The sequence below is a fragment of the Streptomyces marianii genome, from assembly GCF_005795905.1.
In the GTDB taxonomy this organism is placed as follows: domain Bacteria; phylum Actinomycetota; class Actinomycetes; order Streptomycetales; family Streptomycetaceae; genus Streptomyces; species Streptomyces marianii.
Genome location: NZ_VAWE01000001.1, coordinates 2,731,526 through 2,751,410 on the forward strand (window position 1 = coordinate 2,731,526; position 19,885 = coordinate 2,751,410).

Annotated in this window: 15 protein-coding genes; 7 read left to right on the top strand and 8 right to left on the bottom strand. The window is 73.6% G+C overall.

Annotation, left to right across the window (positions count from 1 at the left end):
* The first annotated feature begins 61 nt into the window (after positions 1–61).
* From FEF34_RS12195 to FEF34_RS12215, 5 genes are all read left to right on the top strand, one after another.
* Positions 62–997: an AurF N-oxygenase family protein gene (locus FEF34_RS12195; protein ID WP_138053205.1), complete on the top strand. Its 936-nt coding sequence runs from the start codon at positions 62–64 to the stop codon at positions 995–997.
* A 193-nt stretch (positions 998–1,190) separates the two neighbouring features.
* Complete coding sequence (locus tag FEF34_RS12200; protein WP_138053206.1) at positions 1,191–1,937, top strand: TetR/AcrR family transcriptional regulator; 747 nt, start codon at positions 1,191–1,193, stop codon at positions 1,935–1,937.
* Between the two features lie 267 nt (positions 1,938–2,204).
* A complete protein-coding gene (locus FEF34_RS12205; RefSeq protein WP_138053207.1) occupies positions 2,205–2,480 on the top strand; it encodes a hypothetical protein in 276 nt (91 codons plus the stop codon).
* Between the two features lie 42 nt (positions 2,481–2,522).
* Positions 2,523–5,663, top strand: a complete 3,141-nt coding sequence (locus FEF34_RS12210; RefSeq protein ID WP_138053208.1) for an outer membrane protein assembly factor BamB family protein — start codon at positions 2,523–2,525, stop codon at positions 5,661–5,663.
* Positions 5,664–6,194: 531 nt separating this feature from the next.
* Complete coding sequence (locus FEF34_RS12215) at positions 6,195–6,701, top strand: coiled-coil domain-containing protein (RefSeq protein WP_138053209.1); 507 nt, start codon at positions 6,195–6,197, stop codon at positions 6,699–6,701.
* A gap of 146 nt (positions 6,702–6,847) precedes the next feature.
* On the opposite strand, the gene FEF34_RS12220 is transcribed toward FEF34_RS12215, so the two are convergent.
* The 6 genes from FEF34_RS12220 to FEF34_RS12245 all read right to left on the bottom strand — a co-directional run bounded on the left by FEF34_RS12220 (position 6,848) and on the right by FEF34_RS12245 (position 13,585).
* Entirely contained in the window at positions 6,848–7,171 is a 324-nt protein-coding gene (locus FEF34_RS12220) for a TetR family transcriptional regulator C-terminal domain-containing protein (RefSeq protein ID WP_138057432.1), read from the bottom strand.
* 254 nt (positions 7,172–7,425) lie between these two features.
* A complete protein-coding gene (locus FEF34_RS12225) occupies positions 7,426–8,667 on the bottom strand; it encodes a styrene monooxygenase/indole monooxygenase family protein (protein WP_138053210.1) in 1,242 nt (413 codons plus the stop codon).
* 62 nt (positions 8,668–8,729) lie between these two features.
* Positions 8,730–9,353, bottom strand: a complete 624-nt coding sequence (locus FEF34_RS12230) for a GTP-binding protein (RefSeq protein WP_138053211.1) — start codon at positions 9,351–9,353, stop codon at positions 8,730–8,732.
* Entirely contained in the window at positions 9,334–9,774 is a 441-nt protein-coding gene (locus FEF34_RS12235) for a DUF742 domain-containing protein (RefSeq protein ID WP_138053212.1), read from the bottom strand. The genes FEF34_RS12230 and FEF34_RS12235 overlap by 20 nt, the downstream gene beginning before the upstream one ends.
* Positions 9,771–10,253 carry a roadblock/LC7 domain-containing protein gene (locus tag FEF34_RS12240; protein ID WP_138053213.1) on the bottom strand — a complete coding sequence of 161 codons (483 nt, stop codon included), beginning with the start codon at positions 10,251–10,253 and terminating at the stop codon, positions 9,771–9,773. The genes FEF34_RS12235 and FEF34_RS12240 overlap by 4 nt, the downstream gene beginning before the upstream one ends.
* Positions 10,250–13,585: a sensor histidine kinase gene (locus tag FEF34_RS12245; RefSeq protein ID WP_234042368.1), complete on the bottom strand. Its 3,336-nt coding sequence runs from the start codon at positions 13,583–13,585 to the stop codon at positions 10,250–10,252. The genes FEF34_RS12240 and FEF34_RS12245 overlap by 4 nt, the downstream gene beginning before the upstream one ends.
* A 371-nt stretch (positions 13,586–13,956) precedes the next feature.
* On the opposite strand from FEF34_RS12245, the gene FEF34_RS12250 reads away from it, so the two are divergent.
* Positions 13,957–14,769 carry a protein phosphatase 2C domain-containing protein gene (locus tag FEF34_RS12250; RefSeq protein WP_138057434.1) on the top strand — a complete coding sequence of 271 codons (813 nt, stop codon included), beginning with the start codon at positions 13,957–13,959 and terminating at the stop codon, positions 14,767–14,769.
* Positions 14,770–14,817: 48 nt separating this feature from the next.
* Here the strand turns inward: FEF34_RS12250 and FEF34_RS12255 are convergent, their stop codons facing one another.
* Together FEF34_RS12255 and FEF34_RS12260 are read right to left on the bottom strand one after the other, a co-directional pair.
* On the bottom strand, positions 14,818–15,312 hold the full coding sequence (locus FEF34_RS12255) for a MarR family winged helix-turn-helix transcriptional regulator (RefSeq protein WP_138053214.1): 495 nt from the start codon (positions 15,310–15,312) through the stop codon (positions 14,818–14,820).
* A gap of 364 nt (positions 15,313–15,676) precedes the next feature.
* Positions 15,677–18,514, bottom strand: a complete 2,838-nt coding sequence (locus FEF34_RS12260; protein WP_138053215.1) for a M4 family metallopeptidase — start codon at positions 18,512–18,514, stop codon at positions 15,677–15,679.
* A gap of 149 nt (positions 18,515–18,663) precedes the next feature.
* On the opposite strand from FEF34_RS12260, the gene FEF34_RS12265 reads away from it, so the two are divergent.
* Entirely contained in the window at positions 18,664–19,695 is a 1,032-nt protein-coding gene (locus FEF34_RS12265) for a helix-turn-helix domain-containing protein (protein WP_138053216.1), read from the top strand.
* Positions 19,696–19,885: the final 190 nt, after the last annotated feature.

Here is a 19,885-nt window from a genome sequence, read left to right on the forward strand (position 1 = left end):
TAGTCAACAAGTGCCGCACAGGGGATTGACGGGCTTACTGACGCACAGTCTCATCATTGACATGACGACTGTGTCCGAACGCGATCTCACGCTCCTCCGCGATGCCCTCGGGCCCCTGCGGGACCGCGAGCAGGTCGCCGCGCGCCTGCTCGAGTCCTCGGCCAAGCACTCCTTCGACCCCGACGAGGAGCTCGACTGGGACGCCCCGGTCGAGGAGGGCAAGTGGTTCTGGCCGCCGGAGCTGGTGTCCCTCTACGACACCCCGCTGTGGCGGCGGATGTCCGAGGAGCAGCGGATGGACCTGGCCCGGCACGAGGCGGCGTCCCTCGCCTCGCTCGGCATCTGGTTCGAGATCATCCTGATGCAACTGCTGGTGCGGCATATCTACGACAAGCCCGTGACCAGCAATCATGTGCGCTACGCCCTCACCGAGATAGCGGACGAGTGCCGCCACTCGATGATGTTCGCGAAGATGATCCAGAAGGGCGGCGCCCCCGCGTACCCGGTGCCGCGGGTGTACCACAACCTCGCCCGCGTCCTGAAGACCGTCTCCACGACTCCGGGCTCCTTCGCGGCCACGCTGCTCGGCGAGGAGATCCTCGACTGGATGCAGCGCCTGACCTTCCCGGACGAGCGCGTCCAGACGCTGGTCCGCGGAGTGACGCGGATCCACGTGGTGGAGGAGGCGCGGCACGTACGCTACGCGCGTGAGGAGCTGCGCCGCCAGATGGTGACCGCGCCGCGCTGGGAGCAGGAGTTCACCCGGCTCGGCTGCGGCGAGGCGGCCCGGGTCTTCTCCGTGTGCTTCATCAACCCCGACGTCTACGAGAACGTCGGCCTGGACCGGCGCGAGGCCGTCGCCCAGGTGAAGGCGAGCGGACACCGCCGTGAGGTGATGCAGTCGGGCGCCAGGCGCCTCACGGACTTCCTCGACGACATCGGCGTCCTCCGGGGCCCGGGCCGCCGGCTGTGGAAGAGCTCGGGACTCCTCGCCTGAGGGTGGCCGGGTACCGGGGCACGGTGCGCCGCGGGAGGCGGAAGCGGGCGCGTTCCGGCCGGGCGCGCCTCCCTCGCCCGGGACCGGCACACCCGTCCGGCGCAGGCGGCCCTCCCAGGCCACACACGTCCGGACTCCGGCCACCGGTCCGGACGGCATCCCGGCTCCGGGAGGCGGCGGTTAGGCTGCCCGTATGACCTCGAGTGCTCCCGCGACGCGCGCGTACCGGCGCCTGAGTGTGGAGGAGCGGCGTGACCAGCTCCTCCGCGCCGCCCTCACGCTGTTCGCACACCGGGCGCCGGAGGACGTGTCGCTCGACGACGTGGCCGAGACCGCCGGGGTGTCCAGGCCGCTCGTGTACCGGTACTTCCCGGGCGGCAAGCAGCAGTTGTACGAGGCCGCGCTGCGCAGCTCCGCAGACGCGCTCGTGCTGTGCTTCGCGGAAGCTCCCGCCGGACCGCCGACCGAACGGCTGGGCCGGGTCCTGGACCGCTACCTCGACTTCGTCGACGAGCACGACGCCGGGTTCAGCGCGCTGATGCGCGGCGGCAGCGTCGCCGAGACGTCCCGGACCTGCGCGATCGTGGACGAGGTGCGACGTGCGGCCGCCGAGCAGATCCTGGTCCACCTCGGCGTACCGGAACCCGGGGCGCGCGTGCGCATGATGGTGCGCACCTGGATCGCCGCGGTGGAGGCGGCCTCGCTGATCTGGCTGGACGAGGACAAGCGCCCGTCCGCCGGGGAGCTCCGGGACTGGCTCGTCGACCATCTCGTCGCCCTGCTCGCGGCGACCGCGGCCACGGACGAGGAGACCGCGGGCGTCGTCCGGGAACTGCTCGCCCTGGAGACCCCGTCCGGCCCGGTGGGGACGCTCGCCCGGCGGGTACTGCCCCTCGCGGGCGACGCCGGGCACCTGCTCCAGGACGTGTCGCGAAAGTAGTCCGTCCGCCCGCAGGGCGGGCCTGCGGCGTCCGGTGCGTGCCATCGCACGGCGGAGGACCGCCCTCGTACGGGACGCGCCCCGGTGTGATGCGGAACGCAGCGGGACGCCGTTCGGGGCGTCGCGAGCCGGTGGACCCGGCACGGGTGTCCGGCACCCTCGGGCACGGGTTTCCGGGCCGTCCGGTGCGCGTCGCGTGCCGTCCGGTACGGGGCCCGGGACCGCCCCGGGAAGGACGGGGCGGCGCCGCTGCGCGAGACTGGAAGGGTGAGAAGCGAGAACACCCCCTTCGTCGGCGGTCCGCTCGACGGGCGGGTCCTGCCCGTCCTGGTCGGCCCCACCGGCAACCCGCCGCTCTGGTACGAGGTACCGGTGCCGGACGAGGACGGTGGCCCGCACACCGTGTACGCCTACCGCCGGGTCACCGCCGGACACTCCAGGCGGCTCGGGCTGCCCCGCGGCTGGAAGTACGAGTACGCGCCGGAGGGGCGGGAGCGCCGCAGGCTCAACTGGCCCTGGTCGAAGCCGAAGCGGGCCGAATAGGATCAACGGCGTTCGACGACCCACGGGGGGGGAGCTTCGCCGATGGAGGCACTGCGGGAGGCGCTGCAGGACGGGGATCCGCGCCGAATCGGCCCGTACACGACGCTGGCTCGGCTCCGCGCGACCGCGAGCGCCGTCCAGTACGTGGGGCGCGACGAGGCGGCCGGCGGCGAACCGGTGGTCCTCTCCCTCGCCCGGGAGGAGCTCGCGGCGCTGCCGGCGTTCCGCTCGCGATTCTCGGCGGAGGCGCGCACCGCGGAGGGGCTGGCGGGAGGATGGGTCACCGCCCCTCTCGACCTGTCCACGGACGGTTCCGAGCTGTGGACCGCGTACGCCTACGTGCCCGCTGTGACCCTCAGCGAGGCGATCGCCCTCGCCGGGCCGCTCCCGGAGCGTGCCGTACGGACGCTGGGCGCGGGGCTCGCCGAGACCCTGTCCCGCGTCCACGCGGCGGGCACGGTACTGCACGGTCTCGCCCCGGCGACCGTGCTGCTGGTCTCCGACGGGCCCCGGCTGTCGGCCTTCGGCGCCCTGGGCGCGGCCGCGCACGCCGAACCCGCCCCCGGCGGCGGGCTGTCCGTACGGCTGGGCTACCTCACCCCCGAGCAACTGGCCGGCGAGCCGCCCGGCACGGCCTCCGACCTCTTCGTCCTCGGCCTCCTCCTCGCCTATGCCGCCACCGGCACCACGCCGTTCCCGGACGGCCGGGCCATCGCCGGCGCCGCACCCGAACTGGACGGCGTTCCTGACCGGTTGCGGGACGTGGTGGCGTCCTGCCTCGCCAAGTCCCCCGCCGACCGGCCGACCGCGGGCGGCGCCGCGGCGGCGCTCGCCCTGGAAGGCGCGGCGGCGCTGGCGAAGGAGGGCTGGCTGCCGGAGCCGGTGCTGACGGCCCTGTCCGGTCAGGCCGACGCGGTGGCCCGGCTCGCCCGGGGCGACCGAGCGGCCGTCCCCCGGGACGCGTCGCCCGTCGCGCAGGCGCTGTCACCCGGCGGCACGGCGGGCGCGGAAGCTCCCCCGCAGGACGCCGACGCGAGCGGGCAGACATCCGCCACGGCCGTCATCCGCGAGGGCGGGCAGGCAACCGCCACGGCCGCCACCGACGCGAGCGGGCAGACAACCGCCACGGCACCGGGCGACGCGAGCGGGCAGGCAACCGCCACGGCACCGGGCGACGCGAGCGGGCAGGCAACCGCCACGGCACCGGGCGACGCGAGCGGGCAGGCAACCGCCACGGCACCGGGCGACGCGAGCGGGCAGGCAACCGCCACGGCACCGGGCGACGCGAGCGGGCAGGCAACCGCCACGGCACCGGGCGACGCGAGCCGCACCGCGCTGCCCGCGCAGGACGCGACCGGGCAGACAACCGCCACGGCACCGGGCGACGCGACCGGGCAGACAACCGCCACGGCACCGGGCGACGCGACCGGGCAGACAACCGCCACGGCACCGGGCGACGCGAGCCGCACCGCGCTGCCCGCGCAGGACGCGGGTGGGGGCCGCCCCGCGCCGCTCGCCGCCCCGTCCGGCGACGCGACCGGCGCCGGCCTTCCCCCGCAGGACGCCCCGGGCACGGGGCCTGAGGACGGACGCGGCCGGGACACCCCGGCCCTCTCCCCCGCCGACGTGCGCCGCGTCGACAGGGTGACTGCGGCGCTGGGCATTCCCCGGGTCCGGAGCGCCCCGGAGGACGCCACGGCAGGCCGGGCACGCTCGGCCGCGCCGGGTGTCCTGCCGGTAGGCGGGTCCCATGCTGCGACCATCGCGCCGGACGCCCCACCGGCCCACGGAGCCGAGCCGGTCACCGCCGCGCAGGGGGCCCTCCCTGCCGCGGCCCCCGACCCGGTGCCTCCGGCACCGGAGGCACCCGCCGGACAGGCGGTCCGGCTCACGGACACGGCCCCCGCCGCGCCGGACGGCGGCGACGCGCCCAAGTCCGCCCTCACCGCATCGGTGCTCGCGGCCAAGGCGGGCGCTGAGCGGCGGGCGTTGGTGCTAGGAGCCGCCGCGGGCACCGTCGGACTGCTGGTCGGGGGTGGCGTCGGCGCGGCGCTCGCGGGCGGGGACGAGGACGAGACGACGCCCGCCGCCCCGCCCGGGCCGGCTCCGGCCGCGAAGCCGCTGCCCGGTGTGCCGCCGGCGCCGCTGTGGGCGTACCGCCACGCCGGCGACGGCTCGGCACAGGCCACCGCCTGGCGCGACCGGGTGCTGGTCGTGTCGGACGACAAGGGCTGCACGGGTGTGGATCTGCGCACGGGCCGCCGGCTGTGGAACCAGCCCGCGGCCGCGAGCGCGGGACACCGCCCCGTGGTCGCGGGCGACGGCCTCTTCGTGATCGGTGCCACGCACTTCCTCTGGCTGTCGCCGCAGGACGGTACGGTCCGCCATCGGATCGCGGCGCCCGCGCATGTCAGCGCGGTGACGGGCACCGAGGGACCGGTGGTCTGGTTCACGGGGACTGCGGGCGCCGGGACGTTCCTCGTCGCCTACGACGCCGTCGCCCGGAAGGAGTTGTGGCGCGCCCAGGTCCCGAACGGCCGCGCCCGGAACGCCGTACCCCGGTACCAGGGTGTCGCGGTCCGCCCCGACGGACTCCTCGTACGGCAGGACGGCGGCTCGCTCACCCCCCAGCAGCAGAAGGCGAACAAGGGCCGCGGACTGTTCGCCCTCTACGACAGAACCGGCGGCAAGCGTCTGTGGGGCAAGCACTTCGGCACCGTCCACCAGAGCGCACCCGTCTTCGGCGATGCCGCGGGCCGGCTGTTCGCCCTCGCGGGACCGGATCTGCACGCCTACGACACCCGCAGCGGCAGGCAACTGTGGCGGGCCGCCGGCGCGGCGGGCGAGGGGAGCGTCCACGGCGGCACCCTCTTCGTGCCGACGGCCGGGCACCGGCTGTTCGCACTCGACGCGGCGTCCGGCGCCACGCGGTGGACGCGGTCGACGGAGGCCGGCAGCGGGGGCGGTCAGCCGCGCGTGCTGCTGACCACCGGCGGGCGTACCGCGCTGGTACTGGAGTCCACCCAGGTCACAGCGTTCTCCACGGCCGACGGCAGCCGGCTGTGGAAGTTCCAGGACGCAGGCGGCCCCGATCCGGTGACCGGCTACCGGGGCGTGGTGGCCGGTCGCACCGCCGTCGTGTGGCGCGGCCGGGCCTTCTACGGGCTGCCCCTCGGGCGCTGACGGACCTCGGGCCGCCAGTCGACACGCCGCACGGCGGGCGGGGCCGCCCGCAACGGGTGACGGTGTTGGTCCGGACCGACCCCTCGGGCGGCCTTCATACGGGCCGCGCCGCATCATCGCCGACGGAGTCCGTGGGCAACCGGAGGTGATGACGTGTCAGGCAGCACACTGCGAGCTCTCCGCGCGACGGCACTGGTCGCGGTGGCGGCGCTCGGGGCCACAGGGTTCGAGCCGACCGCAGCCGGACCGACGGCGGCCGGGGCAGCGCTCGCCGGAGGTTCGGCCGCCGCATCCGCCGTCGCACCGGAGTCGTCCCGGGGACCGACCGCGGGACCGGGTACCGGACCGAGTACCGGACCGAGTACCGAGCACGACGGCGACGGCACGGAGCCCGGCGGCGCCGCGCCCCTGCCCGGGACAGCGGGGAAACCCGCCCGAGCGCCAGGAAGACCGGCCGCGGCACCCGGGAGGCCCGCCGCGGCTCCGGGGAGACCGGCGATCGGGCCGGTGGTCGGTGCGGTACCCGCGAGGGTGTCCCAGGCCCTCACCCGGCTACAGGATCTGTTCCGGCAGGCGGCGGAAGCGAGCGAGGCGTACAGCGCCTCCCGGGACATGCTCGTCGAGCAGGCCGCCGAGACCGGACGGCTCAACACCGCCCTCGCCGATGCGCGCAGCGCCCTCGCCCGCAGCCGGGACGAGGCGGGACGGCTGGCCCGGCGGCAGTACCAGGGCAGGACCGAACTGTCCCCGTACCTCCGGCTCCTACTCGCCCGCGACCCTCGGAGCGCTCTGGAGCAGGGCCGTCTCCTGTCGCGCGCGGCGGACAGCAGTCGCGCGACGATCGCACGGCTGGAGACGCGAGCGCGCCGGGCGGACACACTGGCGGCGGCCTCCCGCCGGGCCTTCGACGAGCAGCGTGCCCTCGCCGAGCGGCAGCGCGCGCAACGGGACACGCTGCGGGACCGCCTGAACGACGTGGAGGAGGTGCTGGCCTCGCTCTCACCGGAGGAACTCTCCGTTCTGGCTCCGGAGTCCTAGCCTGCGCCGGAAGTTCCTAGGTCGTTCCAGCGCAGGCTCGAACGGCCAACGCGCTTGATCGGCGTCCGGAACCCCGGTCGCAGAGGCGCGGCAGATCTACCGACGGATTACTGGCGCGACACGCAAGACGAACAGCGCTACGCGTGTCAGACGTCCTGTCCAGAACGGCTGGTGCGGAGGCGTTCCCGGAGGCCGACCACGTACACGTGCAGGGCCTCCTCGGCCGCCTCGGCGGTCAGGTGCCCTACGAGCACATGGCCGGTCAGGCCGTCCGAGAGGGCGAGCAGGGCCCGGGCCTCACGCTGCGGATCGAGCATCGCCGCACCGTCGCCGACCGGGCCGCTCTCACCGGCTTCCGCGATGAGGCCGCCGAGGAGGTCCTGGAGAGCCGCGTAACCGACTCTGAGTCTGGCGGCGAGTGGCTCGCTGACGGCGGCCTGGGCGACCTGTGCCTGGACGCAGCCCAGCATGTCGAGGACCGCCTCGGAGTGCTCACGCCGATCGACCCCCGCCCGGAAGTCCCGGCGGTCGCGCGGTAGGCGGTGCTGCGACAGGGACGGCGCCTCCCTCCTGGCCGAAGTGTCGGCGGACGGGCGTCTGCCGACCGGCACCCGCCGGGAGGTCCGAACGGGCCCCGGACAGGGCTCCGCCCCGGTCCCGGGCGTCCGGGGCCGGGGCTGGGCGTCCGGAGCCGGGGCTGGGGCCGGGGCGGAGCCGTTGGGCGTCAGGCCGTCGCACCGCCGACCGAGGCCAGGTACGCCGACGTCCTCTCGGGGTCGAAGAAGAAGTTCTCGAAGTCCGACGGGTCGTCGAAGCCGTTCGCGAAGCGGTCGGCGACCGGCTGGAGCTGCCCCGCCGCGCCGATCAGGTTGAGCACGTGCTCCGGCGGAACGCCCAGCATCGCGTTGGTCCACTTGGTGACGTGCTGAGCCGTCTCCCAGTAGCCGTCGAACGTCGTCCGCATCCACTCCTCGTCGAACGGCCTGTCGCCGTGCCCCACGATCGAGTCGAGGTAGGAAGCTGCGCACTTCGAGGCCGAGTTGGAGCCCTGGCCGGTGATCGGGTCGTTCGCGACGACCACGTCCGCGACGCCGAGCACCAGGCCGCCGCCGGGCAGTCGGCCGATCGGGTTGCGCACGGTCGGGGCGTAGCGGCCGGCCAGTGTGCCGTTGGCGTCCGTCAGCTCCACCTTCGTCGCGCGGGCGTACTCCCACGGCGTGTACTTCTCCATCAGTTCCAACGTGAGGGAGAGGTGTTCGGCCGGGTCCTTCACGCCCTGGAAGACGTCGAGCGGGCCGCCCGGAACCCCTTCCCAGAACAGGATGTCCGCACGGCCCGAGAGGGTCAGGGTCGGCATGATGAACAGCTCGCCGACACCCGGGACCAGGTTGCAGCGGACCGCGTCGTACTCGGGGTGCTCGGGGCGCGGGCCGAGACCGTGGACATAAGAGACGGCGAGGGCGCGCTGGGGCTCGCTGTACGGGGAGCGCGAGGCGTCGCGGCCGAACATGGAGACGAGTTCGCCCTTGCCCGCCGAGACGAGCACCAGGTCGTAGGCGCGGGCGAAGTAGTCGAGGTCGGAGACGGCCGCGCCGTGGATCACGAGCTGGCCGCCGCGCTGGGCGAAGGTCTCCATCCAGCCGGCCATCTTCAGCCGCTGGTCGACGGACTGGGCGTAGCCGTCGAGCTTGCCGACCCAGTCGATCAGCCGCTGGGACTCGGGACCGGCCACCGAGACGCCCAGGCCCTCGATCCTCGGGGCCTGCGACTCCCAGAAGTTGATCTGAAGATCGCGCTCGTGCTGGAGCGCGGTGTGGAACATGCACTGCGTGGACATGACCCGGCCGGACCGGATCTCGTCCGCCGTGCGGTTGGACATCAGGGTGACTTCGTAGCCCTGGGCCTGGAGTCCGAGGGCGAGCTGGAGTCCGGACTGACCGGCGCCGACAATGAGGATCTTCCGCATGGCGCGTCTCTTTCTGGACGTACGGGGATGGAGACGTACGGGAATCGGGGGACGACGGGAGGCTATTCGGGAGTGACGTCGAGCGCGTGGCCCACGAGTGCGAGCAGTGACTCGATCACCGTGATCCGGTGGCGTGCGTCCATGACCACAACCGGGACGTGCCGGGGTACGGTCAGGGCCTCCCGTACGTCCTCGGCCTCGTAGGACGGGGTCCCCTCGAAGTGGTTGACGGCGACGACGTACGGGATCCCGCAGCTCTCGAAGTAGTCGAGTGCCGGGAAGCAGTCCTTCAGCCGCCGGGTGTCGGCCATCACGATCGCGCCGATCGCGCCGCGCACCAGGTCGTCCCACATGAACCAGAATCTCTGCTGGCCCGGGGTGCCGAAGAGGTACAGCACGAGGTCGTCGTCGAGGGTGATCCGTCCGAAGTCCATCGCGACGGTCGTGGTGAGCTTCTCGGGCGTGGCGGTGAGATCGTCGGTCCCCTCGCTCGCCTGCGTCATCAGCGCCTCGGTCTGCAGGGGCGTGATCTCGGAGACCGATCCGACGAAGGTCGTCTTGCCCACGCCGAAGCCCCCCGCGACAACGATCTTGGTGGCGATCGGTGCGCGGGTGTGGTCGTTCTGCCAGGCCTGTACGTTCTCGTCATCCGGGGCGGTGGGGAGGTCAGAGACGGCGGAGTCCACTCAGCACCCTTTCGAGCAGCGCGCGGTCCGGGCGGCCGTCGCCGTGCCCGGTGCCGTACACGCGTATTCTTCCCTGGTCCGCGAGGTCGCTGAGCAGCACCCGGACCACGCCCAAGGGCATCTTCAGCAGCGCGGAGATCTCGGCGACCGTCCGCATCCGGCGGCAGAGTTCGACGATGGCCCGCATCTCCGGCATCACACGGGTCGTGAGGTTGCCGTTCGTCAGCTCCCTGCTTCCCCTGCCTCCGGCGGGGAGACCCCATTCCTCGCCCGCCTCCAGGGCCGCGACGAACGTCTCGACGAGGAGCACGTGGCCGAAGCGGGTGCGGCCTCCGGTGAGCGAGTAAGGGCGGACGCGGGCGGTGCGTTTGCCCTCACCCCGGACAGGAAGCCTGGGGGCGGGTTGGGCGGCGGACGTCACTTGGCGCTCTCCAACGATTTGCGCAGCTCACTGCGGACTTCGGGGGTGAGTACGTGTCCGGCGCGGCCCACGAAGAGCGCCATGTGGTACGCGACGACACTCATGTCGCAGTCCGCGGTGGCGTCCACGCCGAGCAGCGAGCCGTCGCTGATCGACATCACGAAGAGGCTGCCCTCCTCCATCGCGACCATGGTCTGCTTGACGCCGCCGCCGTCCATGAGCTTGGCCGCACCGATGGTGAGGCTGCCGATGCCCGAGACGATGGTGGCGAGGTCGGCACTGGAACCGCGCGGGCCGTCCTGGCGGGGTGCCGTGACGGGGGCGGCGTTCCGGGCCGGGTCGGAGGAGAGCAGGAGCAGCCCGTCGGACGAGACGACGGCGACGGCGCGCACCCCCGGTACCTCCTCGACGAGGTTGCCCAACAGCCAGTGAAGGTTACGGGCCTCACTGCTCAGCCCGAAGGTTCCTGTCGCGGTCAACTGTGTGCCTCCTCGACGGTGTCCCCCGATTCCTCGCTCTGCGACTTCTGTTCCGTGCCGTGTGTCCGGGCGGTGTCGGCGAGCTCCGCCGCCACGTCGCGGCGGCCGTCCTTGGCGCCCTGGTGGAAGCCGCCGAGCCGACGGCGCAGTTCCTCTGCGTCGACGGACCTGCGCCGCTCCTTCTGGCCACCGAGCGGGGCGACGGCCTTGGGCGTCCGCTTGGGCAGCCCCTTGTCGGTGACGGGCTCGGGTGTCACCGCGGGGTCGGCGGGCGCGGTGGTCTCCGTGACGGCGCCGGTGTCCGGCGTCTCGTGTGCGGCGGCGTCCGCGCCGTCGGCGGCGCTCCCGCCGTGCCTGCGGCCGGGGGCCGCCCCCGCCTCGTCGCGCTCGTGGGCGTCGGGCTCCGGCATGGGGTGGGGCAGCCGGACCTGGAGCGTGGTCTCCGGGGTGGAGGTGACGGGCTCGTCGGTGTGGGCGTCCTCCTCGGCGTGCCCGTACGGGTTCTCGTCGGCGGCACGGGAACCGGCCTCGGGCCGGAAGCCGCTCGGAGCGTCCGTGGGCCCGGGCGCGAAGGGCGAGCGCTCGGGCGCGGCGTCATGGGCGTCGGGGGCGGAGGCGCCCACGCCGGACGGGGCCGTGAAGCCCTCGGGACCGGGAAGGGGGTCGGCCCCGGAAGCGCCCGGCGCGTACGCACCGGCGGCCGCCTCTGGCGCGAAGGGCGAGCGCTCGGGCACGGCCTCGGCGGCGCCGCCCACCGGCGGCGCCCCGGACTCCGGCTCGAAGGCCCCGGTGCCGGACGTGGTCGCCCCGGTGCCGACGCCCGCCCCGGTGCCGGACGTGGTCGCCCCGGTGCCGACGCCCGCCCCGGTCTCCGCCTCCGGTGACTGCCGGGGGCCCGGCACGACGGGCGTGGTCCGCGGTGCGACGGCCGCGGCCTCCGGCTCGCCGGCACCGGCGTCCCGGACGGCCTTCTCCGCGGCGGCGACCAGCGGATCGCCGGCTGCGGGGCGACGGCCGGGCAGCGCGTTGGAGTTGGCCTCCGCGACCGAGCCGGGAAGGTTGACCGCCGGACCGGCTCCCGGCACCGGAGCCGTCTGCCTCGTGGCGGTCGCCGCCCCCTCGGGCAGCAGCCCCTGTGGGAGGACCACGACGGCGGCGATCCCGCCGCCCTTCTGCTCGCGCAGCTGGACGCGCGCACCGTGGCGGCGGGCGAGCAGACCGGCCACCCTCAGACCCAGTCCCTCGCCGCCCTCACCGGGGTCGAGGTCGTCGGCCCGCTCGGTGGACGCCAGCCGCGCGTTGAGCTCCTTGAGCCGGTCGGGGGACATTCCTATGCCCTCGTCCTGGACGGAGAGCATGATCTCGCCGCTCTCCAGCAGCCATCCGGAGAGCTGGACCTGGGCGTCCGGGGGCGAGAAGGAGGCGGCGTTCTCCAGCAGTTCCGCCACGAGGTGGCTCAGGTCGTCGGCGGCGAACCCCGCGACATGGGCGTGTGGCGGCAGCGACTGGATGGTGACGCGCTCGTACCGTTCGATCTCGCTGACCGCGGCCCGCATGACGTCGACCAGCGGGACCGGGCCGGGGTGGCTGTGGCCGTGCTCGGCACCGGCGAGGACCAGCAGGTTCTCACTGTGCCGGCGCATCACCGTGGCCATGTGGTCGAGCTTGAAGAGGGTGGCGAGCCGGTCCGGGTCCTGCTCGCGCTCCTCCAGGCTCTCGATGACGCCCAGCTGACGCTCGACGAGACCGAGGGTGCGCAGGGAGAGGTTGACGAAGGTGTGGCCCACGGTGCGGCGCAGCCTGTCCAGCTGCTCGGTGACCTCGGCGGTGCGCTCACGGAGTTCCGCGCGCTGGGCGGCGAACTCCTCCCGGGCGGCCGCCAGTTCCCCGTGTTCGGCGTCCAGGTGCCGGCCTCGGGCCGCGAGGTCCACCAGTCTGCCGTGCAGGGTGTTGAGGGACCGTACGACCTGGGCGAACTCGTCGTTGCGGCCGGTGAAGCGGATCGGTTCCTCGCCCTCGGGCGCGCCGGCGAGGCGGGCGGCGCCGATACGGAGCACGGCGAGCGGGCGCGTGAGGGAGCGGGCGACGGCGGCGGAGATGCCGACCACAACGAGGAGGCAGCCGCCGAGCAGGGCGATGCGCAGTTCCAGGGCGGTGACGTCGTCGTCGCGGAGCTGCTCAAGACGCTCGACCTGGGCGGAGGCGAGCGCCGACTCGACGCCGCGCATCTGCTCGATCCTGGCGGACAGCGAGGAGTCGACCTTCTCGCGGTCCGACTTGAGGTCCTTCTCGGAGAGTTCGGGCTGGTCGGTGAGCCGGGCGAGATAGGACTCGGCCGTCCTGACGTCGGGCCCGGTGACGGTGCCGGTCAGCTGTCCGCGGGCCGAGGCGCTCGCGGCCTGGTCGAAGTCGGCGAGTGCGGCGAGCTCGCGGACGCGGGCCTGCTGCGCTGCGGAGCTCAGGACGGTCCGTGCGGCCTCGGACTCGGCGCGGTCCTCGTCCTCCACGGGCAGTCCCGTGACCGGGTCGAAGGAGGGACCGTCGCTCGCGGGGCCGGGCACGGACAGTGCGGCGAGCAGCAGACCCCGGGTGGCGGACGCCTGCTCGACGGCGTGGCCGAGGGCGGCGGGTGCGCGGGTGGCGTCGGCGGCGCGGGCCGGGGTCTTCTCGGCGAGCTCGTCGGCGAGTGCGTGCAGCCCCTCGACGATGGCGTTGTACGCCTTGTGTGCCTCGAGTGCGGTGCCCTTGCCGGTGAGAGCGGTGCGCCGGACGGAGTTCACGGCGCCGAGGTCGCGGCGCAGGTCCGCGTGGGCGGCCGGGACGTTTCCGCGGATCTCGTCTATCTGCCGGTCGACGCGGGCGCTGAGGTTGGCGGAGACCTCGCGGCGGTCCTTCTTGCCGCCCTGCTGGTCCTCGCGACCGGCCGCGATGTACGCGGTGACCTCGTCGCGCTCGTCGGCGAGGGAGTGGGCCAGGGTCACGGCCTGCCGGTTGAGCTCGGCGAGGGTGACGAGCCGCTGGGACTCGGTCAGGTCGCCGGAGGCGAGGAGGATCGCCGGAGCACCGGCCGCCGCGACCGTGAGGGTCACCGCGGCGACGCCCGCGACCAGCCGGCGGCGCACCCGCACGGGCCGTCCGCCGGGGAGGAGCGCGGGGTCGGAGGCCGCACGGGCCTCGGCCGACGGCTCCGTGAACGCCGGGGGCACGGGGTTGGCAGGGCCTTCCGACGTCGCCGAGGGGATCGCGGGCGCCGGAGGCACCTGAGGTGCCACGGGCCCCGAAGAGGCCGTACTGCCCATGCTGCCCTTGCCCCGAGGCCGCTTCTTCTGCACCGGTGCTCGCATTCCTGACTCGTCCGCCCATGAAGCAGAGGTGACGGCTGGTCATCATGAGAGTCCCCCACCCCTGGCACGGTCCACGACCATTCCAGCGGCTTCAAGAGGGGGACGCGCATCGGCCGCTCCGCCACACGAACGAGTGAACATCACTCCGGAGTTGGCAAACAACTCATTCGCGATCGCACTTCCCACCCTCACGGAGGGTCGGTTGGACCTTGGGCCCAGGCTTTGGCAGGATGCCCGCCCGCAGCTCGGCGGGAAGTCGATTCCACGGAGAAGTCCCAGGTCGAGCCGGTGGTGGAGACCAATTGGAGGCACTGGCAGGCTTCGTGAAGGAATCGTGTCGGCTCATGCAGACTGGGATCATGCGCTTCGAACTCGTCACCGTGCCCGGCACCGCCGAACGCCCGAACGAGGACTGGGCGTCACTCGCCCTCCCCGCTTCGGGCCAGGGCGGATCGCTGGTCGTCCTGGACGGGGTGACGCCGCCCCGCGGCGACGACGGTTGTGTGCACGGCGTCCCCTGGTTCACCTCGCGCCTGGGCGGAGCGCTGCTCGAACTGTCCGGTTCGCGGAGGGATATGCCCCTGACCGAGGTTCTGGCCCTGTCCATTCGGCGTACCGCCGACACACATCGCGACACGTGTGACCTTTCTCACGTCCGCACGCCTCAAGCAACCGTCGTCGTCGTGCGCTGGGACGCGGAAGCGGTCGAGCACCTGGTCCTCTCGGACTCGACGCTGCTGACGGAATCGCCGGACGGCCTCGTGCGCGCCGTGCTGGACGACCGGCTGGACCGCATCCCGCGGGAGGTCCTTCGCTCGGTCAGCGCGACGGACGCCCTGCGCAACCAGGACGGCGGCTTCTTCACGGCGGCCGCGGACCCGGGGGTGGCGGTGCACGCGGTCACCGGCACGACCCCGCGCACCGAGGTGCGGGCGGTGGCGGCGCTCACCGACGGGGCGTCCCGCTGGACCGACCTCTTCGAGGAGGGGAGCTGGGCCGACCTCATGGCGCTGCTGCGCAAGGAGGGGCCGAACGGGCTGGTCGGCCGTGTTCGGGCGCTGGAGTCCGCGGACGCGCTGCGGGGCGGGGCGGGGCGCTGGAAGACCCACGACGACGCGACGGTGGTGTACGCGGAGCTTCAGGACCCGGCCGCCGAAGGCCCGCGGGCCTGACCGTCGCCCCGGCCGGCCGGCGACCGGCCGGGAACCGCGGGACGACCCTCAGCCCTCCTCGGAGCGGGCGTTGAGCTGGTGCAGCAGACGGGCCAACTCGGCCACCTCTCCGCGGTCCCAACCGGCCAGCTTCCGTACGTACCGGTCGCGCCGGGCCTTCCGTACGGCCCGGAACCTGGTGAGTCCCTCGTCGGTCAGGGCGACGAGGGAGGCACGCCCGTCGGCCGGATCGGGCTCGCGGGTGACCAGTCCCAGCTCCTCCAGCGCGCGGAGTTGCCGGCTCATGGTGGCCTTGCCGACCCCGAAGTAGCCGGCGAGATCGGTCGCGCGCTGGGCTCCGGACTCCTCCAGCCGTACGAGCAGTCCGTACGCGGCGGGCTCCAGTTCGGGATGGACCTCGCGGGCCATCTCGCCGGAGCTCGCCCGGGCCCGGCGCAGGAAGACAGCCAACTCCCTTTCCAGAGCGAGGAATACCGAGACCCCCTGGTCCACGCCGTTCCCTCCCCTCGGCTCGGGTCCGTTCCCCGTACCGCTTCCGTGCACGTCAGCACCCTTCGCGCGCTTTCCCGGCGATGAAAGTTTCCTTCGGCGGCCGCCGTCGCCGCAGCTCGTCCAGTATTTCGCAGGCGTGGGCCAACGGCAGGCGCGGGCTCCCGGGCCGCCCCGTCCCTCCGACCCGGGGCTTGCTTCTGCCATGTTCACATCGTGCCGCTTTCCGCCCCTCGACCGCGGTTCGCACGGCACCGGAGCACCGGACCGCGTCGGGGCACGCACCGACGGCCCGACCCCGGACCCGCCGGCCCCCGGAGCGTGTTCCGAGAGTCCCGTCCGGCCGGGAAGCCGCGGTCCGCGTGCGGAGCCCCCGGTGCGGCAGCGCCGCACCGGGGGCTCCGGTCAACGGGATCGATCAGCCGCAGCGGCCCGCGGGGCGGGTGCGGGTGACCAGGTCGGTGAAGCCGGTCGTGCCGTCCAGCCACACGACCTGCCTGCCGGACACCGCGGCGGGCGAGATCTGCTCACCGCGGTTGCAGGAGACGCGCTCCAGCCGGCTGCCGTCCGTGGTCAGCTGCCACAGCTTCGACAGCGTCTCGTTGCGCCACTGGGTGTCGGGCGTCTGGCTGCTGACGGTGACGGCGTCCTCGGACACGGTCAGGTCGACGCCGTGCAGTGCCCGCGGCTTCGCCTCGGGAGCGATGTCGAAGACGCTGCCCCCGTCGAGATCCGCGCGGCGCACACCCATCTGGCCGGTGTCGTTGAGGTTCTCGTCGGTCAGCCAGAAGACGTGCTTGCCGTTGATGCCGGTCTGGCCGAGGCTCTGGGGCTCGCCGAGCTGCCCCGTCAGCGTCTTGGTGCCGGTCTTCAGGTCCAGGACCTCGACGCCGAGCAGGTAGCCGGTCTCACCCGGGTAGAGCTTGGCGTAGGCGATCCTGCCCTGCGAGATCGACGGGAGCGCCGTGGCCAGGAAGAAGCTGCCGCCGTCGGCGTAGGTGGGCCGGGTGTCGCCGGGCCGGAGGTAGGCGACGTGCCGATCGCCGAAGAAGCCGAAGCTCTCGAAGACCACGACGCCGTTCTCGACCCGCAGCCCCGAGATGTCGCCGGTCGAGGTGTACAGCTTCTTGATCGGGCCGCCGGCGAGCGGACGGGAGAGGATGTCCAGGCTCGTGGTGCCGTAGGCCACCCAGACGACGTTCCTGCCGTCCGTCGCCGGGTACACGTGGAAGCGCCCGTCGTTCGGGCTGATCAGCTTCGGATGGCCGGAGCCGTCCGCCCGGCCCGCGTAGACCGAGTAGGGCTCGGAGCCGTCGTCGTTGGACTGCGACGCGGTCCACCAGCCGCCGCCGGCCTGGGCTCCCGTGCCGCTGATGTTCAGCTTGCCGAGGAGCCGGTCGGTGTCGACGCCGAGCGCGTCCTCCCAGCCGGGCACGATGCCGTGGGCACTGAAGGACCGTTTCACCACGTTCCGCTGCTTCGCGGTGACGCCGAGGTCCTTCGCCGCGGCCAGCACCGCGTTGCGGCCCTCGGTGAAGCCGTCGAGCGGCGTCATGTACTCGGACAGCGCCTTGTACACGATCCGGTCGGCGAGTTCTCCTCCGAGGTCCTGGCGCATGTCCCACAGTGCGCCCGAGAAGATGGTGGAGTTGAGGTGGACGCCGCCGTTGTCGGTGCCGAACGTCACCCCGAGGAAGTTCTTGGAGGTGGTCGCGCCGTCGTCGAGGTCGCGCAGGGCGCAGTCCCGCGCGCTCTTGGTGCGGCACAGGTCCTCGCCGATGAGGCCCGCGTCCGGGTCGTCCATGGACCGCCCGGAGGCGGTGACGTCGATCGCGTTGCCGAAGTAGTCGGCGACGGCCTCGTTCAGCGCGCCGGACTGGCCGGCGTAGACGAGGTTGGCCGTGTTCTCCACAACTCCGTGGGTCATCTCGTGGCCCACGACGTCCAGATCGGCGGAGAGCGGCTTGAACTCCTCGTCGCCCGAGCCGTACACCATCTTCTGACCGTCCCAGAAGGCGTTGACGTACGAGCCTCCGAAGAGGGTCACGCCGACCAGCGAGTTCACGGTGGAACCCCGGCCGTCGAGTCCGTTCCGGCCGTGCTGCTTCCTGTAGTAGTCGTAGACCTGTCCGGCCGCCCAGTGCGCGTCGACGGCGCCCGCTTCGGTGGCCGCCTTGCCGAACTCGGCGGTCGCGGACTCGAACACCTTGATGCCGCTGGGCCACTGGCCGGAGACGTCGCCGACGTCCTGGCTGGAGGCGTCCCAGGTGCTGAGGGTGTTCTTGCTGGTGTCGGCCATGCGGGCGTGGTCGATCATGCCGTACCGGCCGGTCGCCGCGTCGAGGCTGAGCTCCAGGTCGACCCTGGCGCCGTCCAGGCGCAGACCGCTGCCCTTGGCGGCGGGGGCCGCGGGCTCGTCGGCCGCAGCCGGCGCGGTACCCGCCCGGGCCGGGCGGGCGGCCGCGGCCATCGGCCCGGTGACGGACTTGATGCCGCTGTACTGCAGCACCGGGAAGCCGGACCGCGCGTCGACGTACACCTCCTCCAGCACCGGCTCGCCGGTCACCGGGTTCGTGCCGCGCACCGTCACATGGCGGGCCAGGACTCCGTCTCCCCGCGGGATGACGACGAGGCCGCCCGCGGTGCCGGTGAGCGCCTGCGCCTTCTGCGACTTCTCGCCCTCCTTGCGGATGGCGTCGGCCTCGGTGAGCCGGGAGTTGCCGAGCCGGGCCGCGGTGGCGCTCACCGCGCGGCGCACCGCCACGTCCTCGGTGACCGCGGCTTCGGTGCCGGTGGTCAGCCCCGTGAAGTACTTGCCGGAGGTGCCGGTGACGACGCGCTTGCCGCCGGAGGTCTCCATCCGCACCACGTACTGGCCGCCGAGGACCGGTACCCCCCGGTGCTTCTGCTGGAGCCGTACGGCTTCGTCCGCGCCCCGCTTCAGCGTGCGGACGGGTGCGAGGTCCCGTCCCGGTTCGGCGATGCGGTAGCGGCCCTCCTTGGCCGCGAGGTGCCCGCGGGCCGCGTCCGCCGGAGCGGCCTTGGCGTCCACGGGCTCGCGCAGCCCCTCGACGAGAGCGGGTGTCGCGGTGTCCTCCCCGGGGACGACCTCGACGGGCGGTGCCGGCGGCGGGGTCGCCGCCTGGGCCGGGACCGCGGTGATCAGGAGACCGGCAGCGGCCAGGAGCGCCGCGGCCCCTGTCCCCCTGGTGACGCCGAGTGCCGGTCTTGCCTGGTTGTGCCTGGGCTTGCGCACAGTACGTACCCCTCCCACGTGCTGGTAAGCCGGTTCAGGTGGTCATGGCCATGCAACCCGTGAGGCGTCAACCGATCAATGCGGCGGGTGCGTTGAGAAGTGGACATGCCCACTTGTGTGTCCTGTGAAGGCGGAGTGAGAATCCCCGCATGATCGAGGCGGAGTTGCACTACCTCGGTTTGGGGGCGACCGAGGAGCGCGCGTACGAAGCCCTGCTGGAGGAACGGGCGGAGGGGGCCGAGGACCTGGCCCTGCACCTCCGGCTGCCGAGGGACGAGGTGGACGCGGCGCTCCACCGGCTCGTGGAGCACGGGCTCGCACTGCCGCCGCTCGGGGGCGGGACGCTGCCCCGTCCGACCGCGCCGGCCGCCGCGATCCGCACCCTCATCCACCGCCGTCAGGCCGAACTGCACATGAAATCGGCCGAACTGGAGCGATTACGGATGACCGCCGATCAGCTGGCGGGACGTCTGACGGCGGGATCGCCGGCCGTTCCGGGGAGCGGCATCGAAGTGATCACGGGGCAGCGCGCGATCGGGGAGCGGGCCGACGACCTGCTCGCGTCCGCGGAACGCGAAGTGGTCGTCCTGGACCGCCCGCCTTACGTCAGGGGCCGACCGGGATACGGGATCTTCCGTATGCCGGGGTCCGGCATCGGGGGACTGCTGGACCGGGGGGTGAGCGTACGGGCCGTCCTGGACCGGGACGGTCTCGCCGCGCCGGAGCGCGTCCGGACGCTCAACGCGCTGGTGGCGCGGGGGCTTCGGGCCCGGGTCGCCCCGTCCGTACCGACCCGGCTGATCGCCGTCGACCGGCGGACCGCACTGCTGCCCCCGGGGGACGCGGCGGACCCCCGGGCATCCGCACTGGTGGTCGGGGACGCGCTGCTGCGCCACGCGCTCGTGCCGCTCTTCGAGACGGTGTGGGACCGGGCGGCCCCGGCGGGCGGGGCGCTGCCCCCGGAGCCTCCACCGGCGGGCGGGGCGCTGCCCGCCGAGCAGAGGGAACTGCTGGCCCTGCTGGCGGCCGGGCTCAAGGACGAGGCGATCGCACGCCGGCTGGGCGTCCATGTGCACACCGCGCGGCGGCGGATCAGCAGGCTGCTGGAGTCGCTCGGCGCCGAGACCCGCTTCCAGGCCGGGGCCCGGGCGAGCCTGCGGGGCTGGCTCGACGGCTCGTGACGGTGTGCCGGAAGCCACGCGGAACCGGTGCTGCTGCGACCCGCCGTGCCGTCGGCCCGGAGCACCGGGGACGAGGCGCCGTTCGGCGCGGCAATGCGTACCGGCCGCCCTCTCCCCGTTCCCCCTTGTTCCTCCCTTCCGGCACCCGGCGGCATGACTGCCGTCCCCGTGGCGCTCCGGGCATCCTGAC